Below are 13,895 nucleotides of genomic sequence, written 5' to 3'. Positions count from 1 at the left end.
TTGCGCTTACGCACAGGCTGGCTTACTTTTTGCGGGCAAGCTCACCGATGTTGGCAATGCCGGAGAAAACGGCCTCGAAGCGGTTGAGCAGCTTAAGACGATTATCGCGGAGCTGCTCGTCCTTGTCCATGACCATAACCTCATCGAAGAAGCGGTCGATGGGGGCGCGCAGGGCGGCAAGGGCCGCAAATGCGGCCGGGTAATCCTCGGCAGCAAGGGCGGCGTCGACAGCGGTCTGAGCAGCCTCGGAGGCATCGGCAAGCGCGAGCTCGACCTCGCCCATCAGGGCGCGGTCGTACTCCGCGCCCAGCTCGGGCTTGGAGATATGCGCGGCACGGGCATAGGCCGTCGCCAGGTTGTCAAAGGTCTCGGCGTCGTTCTTGCGAGCCTCGTCGAGGGCGGCGCAGCGGGCGAAGAAGACGGACGGGGCGATGATGTGCACCGCAGAGACGGCGGCAACGGTATCGGCCGGGATCTTCTCGTCGCGGGCCATGCTCACCAGGCGGCCATGGAAGAAGTCGCGAACCTGCTGGGCGACTTCGGCGGCGTCAAACTCAATGCCCTGCTCACTATAGAGCTCGAGCGCAAAGTCGATGAGCGACGTGGGGTCGATCGGCAGGCGGTCGCGCAGGATGTTGATGATGCCGATAGCGGCACGACGCAGCGCATAGGGGTCGGAGGAGCCGGTCGGGGGCTCGCCGATGGCAAAGATACCGGCAATGGTATCGAGCTTGTCAGCACAGGCCACGATGCAGCCAGCGGTGCCCTCGGGCAGATCATCGCCGGCAAAGCGGGGACGATAATGATCGCGGATAGCATGGGCGACCTCGTCGTTCTCCCCCATCGCGATGGCGTAGTAACCGCCCATCACGCCCTGCTGGCTCGTGAACTCGACGACGGCGTTAGACACCAGGTCGGCCTTGCACAGGTGAGCGGCGCGAGCCGCATCGGCGGCCAGATGGGCACCCAGGTGAGCCTCGCGGGCGATGGCGAGCGCGAGCTGCTCAATACGCTCGGACTTGGCGAGCACGCTACCGAGCTTCTCCTGGAAGGCGACCTTGGCCAGACGCTCGCGGAACTCATCAAGGGAGATCTTCAGGTCCTCCTCGTAGAAGAACTTTGCGTCGTCCAGACGGGCGCGCACGACGCGCTCGTTGCCGTCGATCACGCGCTCGGCATTCTCGGACTTGCTGTTGGAGACGACTACGAACTCACGCGTGAGCTTGCCCTCGCCGTCATAAATCGGGAAGTAGCGCTGGTTGGTGAGCATGGACTCGCAGATGATCTCGTGCGGGACCTTGAGGAACTCCTCATCGAAGGTACCGACAAGCACCGTCGGCCACTCGCAGAGGTTAATGACCTCCTCAAAGACCTTCTTAGGCGTGTCGACATGGCAGCCGGGGCGCGCAGCCTCGACCTCGGCGATACCGGCAAGGATGGCCTCGCGACGACGCTCGGCAGAGAGCACGCCGGCGTCCTCGAGCACCTGCTCGTAGACGGCGGGGCTGGCGACCACATGGTCACCGGGGCCCAGAACGCGATGTCCGCGCGTGGTATTGCTACTCGTCACATCGGCAAACGACACGGGCACGACGTCCTCACCCAAAAGGCAGCAGATCCAACGGACCGGACGAACAAACGTAGCGTGCTCGTGGCCCCAGCGCTGGCTGCGGTAGTTGGGCCACTGCAGGCCGGCGATAGTCTTCTCGCACAGAGACGTCAGGATCGGCGTAGCCGGAGCGGAGGGAATGTTCTTCTCGGCGAACACGTACTCGCGGCCGTCGGTGTCCTCGCGACGGACCAGGTCCTCGGCAGCCACACCGCACTTGCGGGCAAAGCCCTGGGCGGCCTTGGTGGCGTTACCGTCGGCATCAAAGGCAATGTTTGCCGCGGGGCCGCGCTTGACCTCGTGAACCTCGTCGGTCGCGGTGGCGACGTCGGCAACGAGCGCAGCCAGGCGGCGCGGGCTCGAGATCACGCGGACCTCGCCGTGGGCCAGACCGGCCTCGTCGAGACCCTTGGCGATCATGGTGCCAAGCTGCTTGACGGCATTGTTCAGCGGTGCAGAGGGCATTTCCTCCGTACCGATCTCAAACAGGAAATCCTTAGCGTCTGCCATGGCTTACGCCACCTCGCCTTCCTGGTCGGCATTCTCGTTGACTCCGGCGACCTCGGCCATATAGGCCTCGCAGCACGCCTTGGCGACGGCGCGGACGCGCAGGATGTAGTTGGCACGCTCGACTGCGGACAGGGCGCCGCGGGCATCGAGCAGGTTGAAGGCGTGGCTGCACTTCATGACACAGTCGTACGCCGGCAGCGGCAGCTTGCGCTCCAGGCAGGAGTGGCACTCGGCCTCGTAGTCGTCAAACTTCTGACGCATCATCTCGACGTTGGCGACCTCAAAGTTATAGGCACTGAACTCGCGCTCGTTCTCGAGGAACACGTCGCCATAGGTCATGGGCGTTCCGTCGGGCAGATAGCTCCACACCAGGTCGTAAACGGAGTTGACGCCCTGAGCGTACATGGCGATACGCTCCAGGCCATAGGTGATCTCGACGGGCACGGGGTCGACCTCGATGCCGCCCACCTGCTGGAAGTACGTAAACTGCGTGACCTCCATGCCGTTGAGCCAGACCTCCCAGCCAAGGCCCCAGGCGCCGAGCGTCGGGCTCTCCCAGTCGTCCTCGACAAAGCGGACGTCATGGTCGTTGGGGTCCAGGCCAATGGCGGCAAGAGACCCCAGGTAGAGCTCCTGGGCGTTGACCGGCGACGGCTTGATGAGCACCTGGAACTGATAGTAGTGCTGCATGCGGTTGGGGTTCTCGCCGTAGCGGCCGTCGGCGGGACGGCGGCAAGGCTGCGCATAGCAGGTGCGCCACTCGGCGGGACCGAGCGAGCGCAGCGTGGTCGCGGTATGGAAGGTACCGGCACCGACCTCGGAGTCATAGGGCTGCATAATGACGCAGCCCTGCTCGCCCCAGTACTGCTGGAGGCGCAGGATGATGTCTTGGAAGGAAAGCGATGAAGCGTTCATGCCTCTAATATCCCCTCGTCGAAACGATTACACGGTTAGGTACTGTACTATAGCGGTTTTTAGTCGATAGCGCCGATGCGGTTGAGCGGCCAGTAGCGAACGAGTGCCACAGCAATCAAATCAGAGCGATCGACGGGACCAAAGTAGCGTGAGTCGGCAGAGTTTTCGCGGTTGTCGCCCATCACCCACACGCACCCGTCGGGAACGGTGTAGGGATAGCTTACCTGAGTGCCGGGTGCTTGGACCGAAAGTGGCCAGCTCATGCCCGTCGTATAGTCCTCGTCGAGCGCTTGGCCGTCAACGACCACCTTGCCATCCTGCAGGTCGACCGTCTGGCCGGCCGTGGCAATAACACGCTTGACAAGAACATCATGCTCGGAGGTGCCATCGGGGTTGTGGAACACCACGATATCGCCTTGGCTGACAGGCTGGCCGAGCTCGAGGCTCACCTTTTGCGCCAAGATCTGGTCGCCAATCTCGATCGTGGACTCCATGGAGCCGGTGGGCACCACAAAGGGCTCGACCACAAACGAGCGAATCAAGAAGGTGGCGACCAATGCGATCGCGATGACCGCGATCCACTCAAAAGCGCCCCTCAACGCGGAATGCTGCGATGGAACCATTCTCACTCCTCGCTCTGCGAATACGAAGCGTCCAAAATCTCCTGCGCGTAAGCGCGCTCCTCGGGCGTGAGCCGCGCTGTCTCGATCAAGTCGGGACGCCAGCGACAGGTGCGCTCGATGGCGTTCTTGCGGCGCCAAGCGTCAACCTTGGCGTGATCGCCACTCACGAGCACCGGCGGCACGCCCTCGCCGTTGAACTCGGCGGGGCGGGTGTACTGCGCGTACTCGAGCAGGCCTCCGTCCTCGGCGGTCGAGAACGACTCGTCGACGTTGCTCATCTCGTCACCAAGGGCGCCGGGAATGAGGCGCACGACGGCATCGGCAACGACCATAGCGGGAAGTTCACCGCCCGTAAGCACGTAGTCGCCGATCGACAGACGCTCGTCGGCATACGCATACGCGCGCTCGTCGACGCCCTCGTAACGGCTGCACACAAACAGCAGGCGCTCGCTTTTGAGCAGGCGCTCAGCCACATGCTGCGTAAAGGGCTCGCCACAGGGGGTAAAGAACACCACAGTGGGCTTGGGACCCTCTGCGCTAATGGCCTCGATGGCCTCGGCAATAGGCTCGACCTTCATGAGCATGCCCTGTCCGCCGCCGTACGGCTCGTCATCGACGGTGCGATGGCGGTCGTGCGTCCAGTCGCGCAGGTTATACGCCTTAAAATCAAAAAGGCCGGCCTTGCGGGCGCGGCCCAAAATCGATGTGGACATGACGGGCTCAAACATCTCGGGAAAGACCGAAAGGGTCTCAATCAGCATGTTGTCCTCCCTACTTGTCCATATCGATCAAGCCGTCCATAACGTGGACGGAAATTGTTCCTGTGTCGGGAAGATCGAGCACAACCTGCTCGATCACGGGAATCAGTACCTCGCCGTACCGATCGCCCTCGACAACCCAAACATCGTTAGCGGGCGTCGACATGATCTCGACGATCGTGCCGAGCGAACCGAAGCGCTCGTCGACCACCTCGCGACCCATCAGGTCGGTATAGGCGGCGTCGAGCGAATCGAGCTCAAAGTCGTCACGATTTGCCAGCACGTAGCATCCCGTGATGCCCTCGGCGGCCGTCAAGTCGTCAATGCCCTCAAACGAGACCAGATCGCCATCGCCCGTATCGGTGACGGACACGACCGTGCAGAAGCGGTCGCGCTTGAGCGCCGGCGGCGTCAGGGCGACGCGCATACCCGGCTCTAATACAGAAGGAAGCCCCCGCAGCGGCTGCGCGAGGACCTCCCCCTTCCTTCCGTGCGGCTTGACCACACGGGCAATGTTTTTGTACTGGGACCTCAAGGTCCTAGCCCAGAACCTCTACCTCGACAGCAGTGTCGAGGCGAGCGGCCAGTGCACGGGCGAGCGTGCGAATGGCCTTGATGGTACGACCACGACGGCCGATGACCTTAGCGACGTCATCCTCGGCGACCGAAACCTCAATCGTAGAGGCGTCGTCACCATCGATGACCTCAAGGCTCACGGAATCCGGGTCGTCGACGATCTGAACAACGAGATATTCGACGAGATCGGCGATGCGATCTGAGAGCATTGCCTCACCCTCGAGCTGTGCAGCGTCAACCTCAGGCACGATTTACTCCTCGGCGCCCTCAGCGGCCTCAGCGGCAGCCTTAGCGGCCTCGGCCTCTTTGGCGAGCTGCTTCTTGGACTTCTTGACGACGGTCTCGGTCTTCTCGCCCTCGTTGGCGGCCTTGACCAGAGCGGCGACGGCGTCGGTGAGCTGAGCGCCCTTGGACTGCCAGTCGGCGATCTTCTCGAGGTCGAGGTTGATGGTCTTGGGGGCGGTCATCGGGTTGTAGCGGCCAACCTCCTCGATGATACGACCGTCACGCGGGGCGCGGGAATCGGCGACGACGACACGGTAGTACGGACGCTTCTTAGCGCCGTGACGAGCAAGGCGAATCTTGACTGCCAAAGGAAACTCCTCCAACCAAGCAGCTTTAGGCTGCAACTACAAACAAACAGTTGAACATAATACGCCATCGACGCGGGCAGGTGAAGTCCGTGAGACCAACTTCTTCGGTGTAGTCGAGGGCAAATCCATATCTTAGACAAGAATTCGGGATTTGCAAGCACATACACGCACCCCACATGAGCTGCGCGGTATACTCATGACATGGAAAGACGCGAACATACATACGGTTATGAGGATGCCATGGGCGTCACGCCGCCTCCCTGGACGGGTCCGGCGGTGGGCCTCATGGACCTCGATGCGTTTTTTGCGAGCGTGGAGATGCTCGATCATCCCGAATGGCGCGGAAAGCCGCTCATCGTAGGTGGAGACGCCGATTCGCGCGGCGTCGTGTCCACGTGTTCGTATGAGGCGCGTCGCTTTGGCGTGCACTCTGCCATGGCCTCGGCCGAGGCGCGGCGCTTGTGCCCGCAAGCCATTTGGACGCACGGGCACTTTGATCGCTACCGCGAGGTGAGCGCGCAGGTCATGGCGATTCTCGCCGACGAGACCCCGCGCGTTGAGCGCGTATCCATCGACGAAGCCTTTATCGATATCACACCGGGTCGCTTTGCGCCCGAAGACCCGCTGCTGGTTGCGCGGCGTATAAGCGACCGCGTGGCAGCGCTGGGAGTGACCTGCTCCATTGGCGTGGGCTGCAACAAGACGGTCGCAAAGATCGCAAGCGAGCGGGATAAGCCGTTTGGGCTGACCATCGTGCGCCCCGGAACCGAGCAGCGCTTTTTGGCCGCGCTGCCGGTATCTGCCATGAGCGGCATCGGGCGCTCGGCCGAGGAGCGACTGCGCCGCATGCGCATCTACACCCTCGGCGAGCTATCACGTGCACCGGAATCCACCTTGGCCTCTATTTTTGGCGTCAACGGCGAACGCATGCGCCAGCGTGCGCTGGGACTCGAAATTTCCGAAGTCACGAGTCTCGATGAAGAGCGCGAGGTCAAGTCGGTCAGCAATGAGCGCACCTTTGCAAAAGATTTGACTGAGCGCGGGGATATTGAGGCGGCGATTGCGCTGTTGGGAGAGTCAGTGGGACGCCGCCTGCGCCGTCAGGGGCTGACGGGCGCCACGGTGACGCTCAAGCTCAAGTATTCGTATGGAAACGGTCGCTCGGCACAGCGCCGGCTGCCTCATCCGACCGACGATGAGAACATCTTCGTGGCGGTTGCACTCGAACTGCTCGACAACATCTGGCAGGAAGGAATGCACGTGCGCTTAGCAGGCATCGGCATGAGCGACTTTGACCATCAGGGCGGCATCCAGACTGACCTGTTCTGCGAAGTCGATGACCGCGGGGCCCAATCCAGCGACCGACGCGACCTCTCCGTCGCCATCGACGCCGTCCGAGACAAATTCGGCGACACCGCCCTATCCTTCGGCCGCCAATCCCGCTTCAACGATTAGTCCCTAAGGCAAAAAGAAAGCCGGGCAGCTGCGAGTGATGCAACTGCCCGGCGAACGGTAGAAGGTAGCTAAAAAGCCCCGTCCCAAATGAGCTACTAGAGGAGGTTGAGGGGGAGCTGGGGGGCGTCGCCCCAGAGCTTTTCTAGGCGGTAGAAGTCGCGGGCTTCGGGAGTGAAGACGTGGACGACAACCGAACCGTAGTCCATGAGCATCCAGGTCTTCTGCTCGCGACCCTCGATGGAGAACGGGTGCTCGCCGCAAGCCTCGGCGACCTTCTCCTCGATCTCGTCGACGATAGAATCGACCTGGCGGTTGTTGGTACCGGTGGCAAGCACAAAGTAGTCGCATACGTCGGAAAGCTCGGTCAGGTCGAGCACCTGAACGTCCTCGCCCTTCTTGTCGTAGGCGGCCTGCGCGGCGGCGCGGGCGACATCCTCGGCGGCGACACCGCTCGCGGACAGCGAGGCGGCAGTGCGGTCGGACGTGGCGGCGAAGCTCTTGTGCTCCACACCTTCAAGAATCTGCTCGTCGGTCATGGTCTCGTCGGCCATGGAATACCTCTTTCTAGACAGCCCGAGCTAGCGCAGCTGGGCGTAATGGTTGTAAATCGTAATAGCCGTGGGATAAAGATAGCGCCCGGACTGGATCACATAGACCAGACCCTGCGCAAAACAGGAGAAGAACAACTCATCTAGCGTCGACTCCCCCACCATCTTACGCAGCGCATGCGCATAGTCGCCGTGGCGGTTGGGCTCGATGGCATCGGCCACAAAGACCACCATATCGAGCGGCGTCATGTCGCAGGCGCCCACGGTGTGACGGTCGACAGCCTGAAAGACCGCCGGCGACAGCTCGGGAAAAAGCTGCGGAAGCTCATAGGCGGCAACCGGGCCATGCAAAAGCGGCGTCGCGGCAGACGGAGAGCCGGCAATCTTAATGCCGTAATGCAGAGCGCGCGTGACCAGCTCGTCGTCGGAGAGCACTTTGTCCCAGTCATGGATCAGACCGGCGGCAGCGGCATCAAAGCGGTCGACGCCGTAGACCTCGGCCAGATGAAGTGCGGTCTCGGCAACACCCAGCGAATGCACATAGCGCTTGCGCTTATCCTTCATGCGAACATCGAGCAGCTCTTGAATGCGCTTGAGCAGCGCGCGCTCATCGCCCTCAAACTGATCCTCTACCGACAACGTAGACCCCCATCACTCAAAATCTTCTTGGCCCAAATCGGCATATAGCCTGCGTTTGCGAATGTAGCCGAGCACGGACTCGCTCGTAAGATAGCGCACGCTCATACCGCGGGCAACACGCTTGCGAATGTTCGTCGAGCTGATCGCCAGCGCCGGAATCTGAATATAGCGCACGTCGAACGGCAGCCCCGACTCTTTGATTCGGGCACGCGCCGTATCGATATCAAAGCCCGGTCGCGTCGCCGCAATAAAGGTAGCAAGCTCAGCAATTCGTTCGGCATCATGCCAGGTCACAATATCGATAATCGCGTCGGCGCCCGTAATAAAGTAGAGCTTTACCTGCGGCGGGTAAAAGTCGCGAAGGGCATGAAGCGTATCGGCCGTATAGGTTACGCCCGGACGGTCGATCTCGAACCGGCTCGCCAAAAAGGCCGGGTTCGCGGCGGTGGCGAGGACCGTCATGGCATAACGGTCCTCGGCAGGCGTCACCGGCTTGTCAAGCTTAAAGGCAGGAGAGCCCGCCGGCATAAAGAGCACAGCGTCCAAGTCGAGCGACTCGCGTGCCTGCTCGGCAGTCACCAAGTGCCCGTAATGAATCGGGTCGAATGTGCCGCCCATAATGCCGAGCCTAAACTCCCGCCCGTCCTCTAGAGGAAGCTCGGGCAGACCGATTCCACCGCGCAGCGACATGGCTTACTCGCCCTCCGAGGTCTCGGCATCGCCCGCGGCATCCGCCGCATCGACAACCTCGACGCCCTCATCCGCAGCATCGGCCACGTCAATGGCTTCAACGGCAACGTCCTCGCCAGCATCCTCGAGCTCCTCGTATTCCGAGAAGTCCTCGGCACCCTCAAAGTCAAAGGCGCGCTGGCAAATGCGGACCTCGTCGCCCGCACGGCAACCGGCCTTCTCGAGGGCATCGTCAACACCCATACGCGCAAACTTATGCTGCAGGTAAATGACGGCTTCCTCGTTTTCCCAGTCGGTCTGGATGACCATGCGCTCGATGGCACGACCGACCACGCGGAAGGCACCGGGCTCTTCCTGGACAATGCGGAAACGCTTCTCGCGCTGCAGGCGGCGGCGCTCCCATTCATCGTCGCGCAGAACGACCGGCTCATCGGAGACAGCCAACTCGGCGCGCAGCTTAGCCACCTGCTCGCCCACGGCAAGCATCAGCGTGTTGAGGCCGGCGCCCGTCACGGCAGACACGGCAAAGAACATATGTCCATCGTCGAGCGCTGCGCGCTTGAGGTCGGCAATCTTATCGGCCGTGCCCGGCGCGTCGCACTTGTTGGCAACAACGATCTGCGGACGCTCCGAAAGCTCGGCGCCATACTGCTCGAGCTCGCGGTTGATGATGCGATAGTCCTCGACCGGATCGCGATCCTCAAAACCACCCGTCATGTCGACGACATGCATGATTAGGGCCGTACGCTCAATGTGGCGCAGGAACTGGTGACCCAGGCCCTTGCCCTCGCTCGCGCCCTCGATGAGACCGGGGACGTCGGCAACGACGTAAGAATATTCGCCGGCACGCACCATGCCGAGGTTCGGCACGAGCGTGGTAAACGGGTAGTCAGCAATCTTGGGACGGGCGGCACTCATGCGCGCGATGAGCGATGACTTACCCACGGAGGGAAAGCCCACGAGCGCGGCATCGGCCATAAGCTTCATCTCGAGCTCGATCCAGTGCTCCTCGGCCGGTTCGCCCAACTGGGCAAAGGCCGGAGCGCGACGCACCGACGTCACAAAGTGCGTGTTGCCCAGACCGCCGGCACCGCCGGGTGCCACGACGACGCGCTCGCCGTCGTGCACCAGGTCGGCAATCTCAAACATCGGGGTCTGCGTCTCGGGATCGAGCTCGCGCACCACGGTACCCATAGGGACCTTGAGAATCAGGTCCTCGCCGCTCTTGCCGTTACGACGGGCACCCTGCCCGTGCGTGCCGCGCTCGGCGCGAAAGTGATGCTTAAAGCGGTAATCGATCAGCGAAGACAGCTGAGCATCGGCCTGGATGACGACATTGCCGCCACGACCGCCGTCGCCGCCATCGGGGCCGCCCTTGGGGACAAATGCCTCGCGCCTAAACGACATGCATCCGGCTCCGCCGTCGCCGCCGCACACGTTAATGCGGCTGATATCGGTGAACTGTGACAACAGAATCGCCTCCTACAAAAAAGAGGGAGACCCTTGAATCCTAAAACTCAAGTGCCTCCCACATATGTGCTCTATGAAGGGTGAATTACGCGTTCGCGAGCGGGCGTACGCTGACCCTGTGCTTGATACCCTTGTGGAACTCAACGGTACCGTCGACCAGCGCGAACAGCGTGTCGTCCTTACCACGGCCAACGTTCTCACCCGGGTGGATGTGCGTGCCGTGCTGACGGACGAGAATCGTGCCCGTGGTTACCGTCTGGCCGGCATAGCGCTTCGTGCCAAGGCGCTGACCGCGGGAGTCACGGCCATTACGGGAGGAACCGAGTCCTTTTTTGTGTGCCATTGTGTATACCTACTCTTTCGTTACGAGTGTAATCTACTCGGCGACGGGAGCCTCGGCAACAGCCTCAGCCTCTGCCTTGACAGCCTTCTTGGCGCGGGAGGTAGCCTGAACCTTCACGATCTTCAGCTTGGTGAGCTGCTGACGGTGACCCTTCAGACGACGATAGCGCTTGCGCTTGTGGAACTTGAAGACCAGCTGCTTCTCGCCCTTGAACTGCTCAACGATCTGAGCGGTAACCTTGGCCTTGGCCAGCTTGTCGGGATCGGTGACGATCTTCTTACCATCGTTGAGGAAGATAACCGGCAGGGTGACCTTGTCGCCCTCATTGCCCTCGATCTTCTCGACGGTGATGACATCGTCGGTGGCGACCTTGTACTGCTTGCCGCCCGTGTTAACGATTGCGTACATGTTTACTTGCCCTTCATGCATCAGTTAGTGCAACAGCCGAATATAGTAGCAGGCGAAAATACCCCCGTCAACGAGTATGTGGAGCAAATCCACAAGTTCGCACAGGTATGGGGCTGACGAGTCGGCCCTCGTCGTCCTCGCATGCTTGATTCTGACGCTCGACATCGTAGGAGCAGATGGTCACGAGGTCTTGCATACCGGTGGAAACAATAGGTGCATCCACGCCCGGGGTCAAGCCCTGCAACAAAACATCAGCAGCGGAAAGCAAAATGTCCGGACGCATGGAGCCCTCGTTGTCGGCATGGGTGTCGAGCATGAGGACCAGATGGTCCTCATGCTCCCCCGCCGTGAGCTCATAGCCCACGAGCGTGTGATCCAAATCCAAGCGCTTGCTCTTTTTTCCGCGCGCGTAGTCGATGCCATGGTCCGCGCGCAGCGTGTCGAGCGCACGACGCACCTCGTCGGCGCTTACGGGCGCCTCGGGATCCAAGTGCAGGTCGATGCGATACGACAGGCGCGTGAGCTGCGCCGTCAACGCCGGCGTGCGCACGTCGATGTACGCCGCCTCGATGGGCGCCAGATCGGCCGGAGACGCCGCAGCCAGGCGCCCAAACGCCTCGTCGAGCGCCACGAACTCGGTCATAAACAGGTCATACCACTCGCAGGTCGACGACGTACCCACCGGTAGCGCCGAAGAGAAGCCCACGCGCATGTGCGGAGAAAAGCCCTGCGTGACGGCATAGGGAAGTCCCGCACGGCGCACGATGCGCTCAATGGTATGGATCACTTCGAGATGGCCCAGGTACTTAAGGCGATCGCGCTTGCAATAGCGAACACGAAGTCTAAAGAGCGAGGGGTTGTCGGTCAGGCGCTCACTCATGCGCGATCACCCATCAATACATTCTTGGCGTGGAGCGTGGGGCAGATCCCGCAGCCGGTGCACGACGTGCGGGTGCAGTCGGGAGTCGTGACGCCCTCGAGCGAGCGACGGTACTCGCGCTCGAGGAAGCCGCGCGTACAGCCAGGGCTCACATGCTCCCACGGCAGGCGCCAATCCAACTCGTAGGGCAGGTGCACGAGCTCATTGAGGTCGATGCCGTTTTTGGCAGCAGCTTCCTTCCAGTTATCGAGCGAGAAATGCTCTACCCAGGCGTCAAAGCGAGAGCCCGAGCGCCAAGCGTCGATGATGACGGGCGTCATGTCACGACCGGCGCGGGACAGCGCAGCCTCGATGAGCGAGGTCTCGGCATCGTGGTAATGAACGCGGACGGCACGGTTGCGAACGCTCGTGATGAGCAGCTTCTGGCGACGCTTGACGTCGTCGTAGTCGAGCTGCGGGCACCACTGGAACGGCGTGGCAGCCTTAGGGATAAAGACCGAAACCGAGATCGACACCGAGATCGAGCCGCGACGAGCCTTGGGCACCACGGAACGACCGAGCTCCAGCACGTGATCGGCCAGATTGGCGATGGCCACGATGTCCTCGTCGCGCTCGCCGGGAAGGCCCATCATAAAGTAGAGCTTCATGCGGTTCCAGCCGGCCTCGAAGGCCGCCTTGGCCGCACGGTCCAGGTCCTCCTCGGTCACGTTCTTGTTAATGATGTCGCGCATGCGCTGGCTACCGGCCTCGGGCGCGAACGTCAGGCCGCCCTTCTTTTCGCCGGCAACCGACTCGGCCATATCCACGCCAAACGAATCCAGGCGCTGCGACGGAATAGACACGCGAATACCCGTATCCTCCAGGCGACGGTTGAGCCTGCCGAGCACGTCGCGAATGCAGGAGTGGTCGGTCGTGGAGAGCGAGGTCAGCGACACCTCGTCATAGCCGGTCTTTTCCAGACCCTGAATCACCGACGAGACGATCTGGTCGGCCGAGCGCTCGCGCACCGGACGATACGTCATGCCAGCCTGGCAAAAACGACAGCCGCGGGCGCAGCCGCGCAGGATCTCGATAGACAGGCGGTCGTGAACCAGCTGCGCATAGGGCACGCACGACTGCGACAGCGGATTCGTGGCGCCGAAATCCTCGACGACGCGCTTGTAGACCACGGTCGGCGCATCCTTGCCTTCACGCGGCACGGTGTAGCCATGCGGCGAGCAGGGCTCGTCGTGACGAACCTCATAGAGCGATGGCACGTAGTTGCCGGCAATGGATGCAAGCTGCTCGACAATCTGCGCGCGCGGGACCCCTTCGTCACGCAGGCGGCGATGCAGCTGGCAGGTCTCGAGCAGCGATTCCTCGCCCTCACCGATGAGGATGGCATCGAAGAAGGCCGCGTACGGCTCGGGGTTGTACACCGAGGGGCCGCCGGCGATGATGATAGGGTCGTCTTCGCCTCGGTCGGCCGCCAACAGTGGAATGCCAGCGAGGTCGAGTGCCTCGAGGAAGTTCGTCACCGCCATCTCGTGCGGCACATGGAGACCGACGATATCAAACGAAGCGACGGGGGCAGCACCCTCGAGCGAGAGCAGCGGAATGCCTGCCTCGCGCATGGCGTCACCCATATCGGGCCACGGCACATAGCCACGCTCGCAGGAGATGCCCTCGGCCTGGTTAAGGATGTTGTAGAGGATGGCGATACCCTGGTTGGGCAGACCGACCTCGTACACATCCGGATAGATCAGGCAGCAACGGTAGTCGGCATCGGCCTTGGAAAGCGTGCCCCACTCGTGATCGATATAGCGACTCGGCTTCTCGACCTTGGCGAGCAACGGCTCAATTAAATGAAAACAGTCTTGGTATGCAACGCGCAACGGA

At 61.9% G+C, this 13,895-nt stretch carries 16 protein-coding genes; 1 reads left to right on the top strand and 15 read right to left on the bottom strand.

What is annotated here, in order from left to right; genetic code table 11:
• Positions 1 to 22: 22 nt before the first annotated feature.
• Genes glyS through rpsP form a run of 7 tightly spaced genes read right to left on the bottom strand, consistent with a single transcriptional unit; the run spans position 23 to position 5,584 of the window.
• On the bottom strand, positions 23 to 2,119 hold the full coding sequence (gene glyS, locus I2D57_RS02095) for a glycine--tRNA ligase subunit beta (RefSeq protein WP_195361301.1): 2,097 nt from the start codon (positions 2,117 to 2,119) through the stop codon (positions 23 to 25).
• A gap of 3 nt (positions 2,120 to 2,122) precedes the next feature.
• Entirely contained in the window at positions 2,123 to 3,034 is a 912-nt protein-coding gene (locus I2D57_RS02090) for a glycine--tRNA ligase subunit alpha (protein WP_006236091.1), read from the bottom strand.
• 59 nt (positions 3,035 to 3,093) lie between these two features.
• Positions 3,094 to 3,657 (bottom strand): signal peptidase I, encoded by a 564-nt coding sequence (gene lepB, locus I2D57_RS02085; protein WP_195361300.1) that lies wholly within the window; start codon positions 3,655 to 3,657, stop codon positions 3,094 to 3,096.
• A 2-nt stretch (positions 3,658 to 3,659) separates the two neighbouring features.
• Positions 3,660 to 4,418: a tRNA (guanosine(37)-N1)-methyltransferase TrmD gene (gene trmD / locus I2D57_RS02080; protein WP_055285126.1), complete on the bottom strand. Its 759-nt coding sequence runs from the start codon at positions 4,416 to 4,418 to the stop codon at positions 3,660 to 3,662.
• A 10-nt stretch (positions 4,419 to 4,428) separates the two neighbouring features.
• Positions 4,429 to 4,920, bottom strand: coding sequence for a ribosome maturation factor RimM (gene rimM / locus I2D57_RS02075; RefSeq protein WP_226812527.1), 492 nt, complete (start codon positions 4,918 to 4,920; stop codon positions 4,429 to 4,431).
• 34 nt (positions 4,921 to 4,954) lie between these two features.
• Positions 4,955 to 5,200: a KH domain-containing protein gene (locus tag I2D57_RS02070; RefSeq protein ID WP_171021534.1), complete on the bottom strand. Its 246-nt coding sequence runs from the start codon at positions 5,198 to 5,200 to the stop codon at positions 4,955 to 4,957.
• Positions 5,201 to 5,242: 42 nt separating this feature from the next.
• The gene (gene rpsP / locus I2D57_RS02065) at positions 5,243 to 5,584 is read right to left on the bottom strand and encodes a 30S ribosomal protein S16 (protein ID WP_022094749.1); all 342 of its coding nucleotides are present in this window, start codon (positions 5,582 to 5,584) and stop codon (positions 5,243 to 5,245) included.
• A 201-nt stretch (positions 5,585 to 5,785) separates the two neighbouring features.
• On the opposite strand from rpsP, the gene dinB reads away from it, so the two are divergent.
• Entirely contained in the window at positions 5,786 to 7,039 is a 1,254-nt protein-coding gene (dinB, locus tag I2D57_RS02060) for a DNA polymerase IV (RefSeq protein WP_195361299.1), read from the top strand.
• A gap of 95 nt (positions 7,040 to 7,134) precedes the next feature.
• Here dinB and rsfS read toward each other — a convergent pair whose 3' ends face one another.
• From rsfS to I2D57_RS02020, 8 genes are all read right to left on the bottom strand, one after another.
• Entirely contained in the window at positions 7,135 to 7,590 is a 456-nt protein-coding gene (rsfS, locus tag I2D57_RS02055; protein WP_022094751.1) for a ribosome silencing factor, read from the bottom strand.
• A 27-nt stretch (positions 7,591 to 7,617) separates the two neighbouring features.
• Complete coding sequence (gene yqeK, locus I2D57_RS02050) at positions 7,618 to 8,151, bottom strand: bis(5'-nucleosyl)-tetraphosphatase (symmetrical) YqeK (protein WP_193221482.1); 534 nt, start codon at positions 8,149 to 8,151, stop codon at positions 7,618 to 7,620.
• An 87-nt stretch (positions 8,152 to 8,238) separates the two neighbouring features.
• Complete coding sequence (gene nadD, locus I2D57_RS02045; RefSeq protein ID WP_035138584.1) at positions 8,239 to 8,916, bottom strand: nicotinate-nucleotide adenylyltransferase; 678 nt, start codon at positions 8,914 to 8,916, stop codon at positions 8,239 to 8,241.
• A gap of 3 nt (positions 8,917 to 8,919) precedes the next feature.
• The gene (gene obgE, locus I2D57_RS02040; protein ID WP_172676293.1) at positions 8,920 to 10,386 is read right to left on the bottom strand and encodes a GTPase ObgE; all 1,467 of its coding nucleotides are present in this window, start codon (positions 10,384 to 10,386) and stop codon (positions 8,920 to 8,922) included.
• 85 nt (positions 10,387 to 10,471) lie between these two features.
• On the bottom strand, positions 10,472 to 10,729 hold the full coding sequence (gene rpmA / locus I2D57_RS02035; protein ID WP_006236075.1) for a 50S ribosomal protein L27: 258 nt from the start codon (positions 10,727 to 10,729) through the stop codon (positions 10,472 to 10,474).
• A gap of 33 nt (positions 10,730 to 10,762) precedes the next feature.
• The gene (gene rplU / locus I2D57_RS02030; protein ID WP_035138585.1) at positions 10,763 to 11,137 is read right to left on the bottom strand and encodes a 50S ribosomal protein L21; all 375 of its coding nucleotides are present in this window, start codon (positions 11,135 to 11,137) and stop codon (positions 10,763 to 10,765) included.
• Between the two features lie 67 nt (positions 11,138 to 11,204).
• Positions 11,205 to 12,017 carry a TIGR03936 family radical SAM-associated protein gene (locus I2D57_RS02025; RefSeq protein ID WP_195361298.1) on the bottom strand — a complete coding sequence of 271 codons (813 nt, stop codon included), beginning with the start codon at positions 12,015 to 12,017 and terminating at the stop codon, positions 11,205 to 11,207.
• Positions 12,014 to 13,891, bottom strand: coding sequence for a TIGR03960 family B12-binding radical SAM protein (locus tag I2D57_RS02020; protein ID WP_055309861.1), 1,878 nt, complete (start codon positions 13,889 to 13,891; stop codon positions 12,014 to 12,016). The genes I2D57_RS02025 and I2D57_RS02020 overlap by 4 nt, the downstream gene beginning before the upstream one ends.
• Between the last annotated feature and the right edge of the window lie 4 nt (positions 13,892 to 13,895).

Source organism: Collinsella aerofaciens (assembly GCF_015553355.1).
GTDB classification, from domain to species: domain Bacteria; phylum Actinomycetota; class Coriobacteriia; order Coriobacteriales; family Coriobacteriaceae; genus Collinsella; species Collinsella aerofaciens_V.
This window is presented reverse-complemented; position numbering and strand designations above follow the sequence as displayed.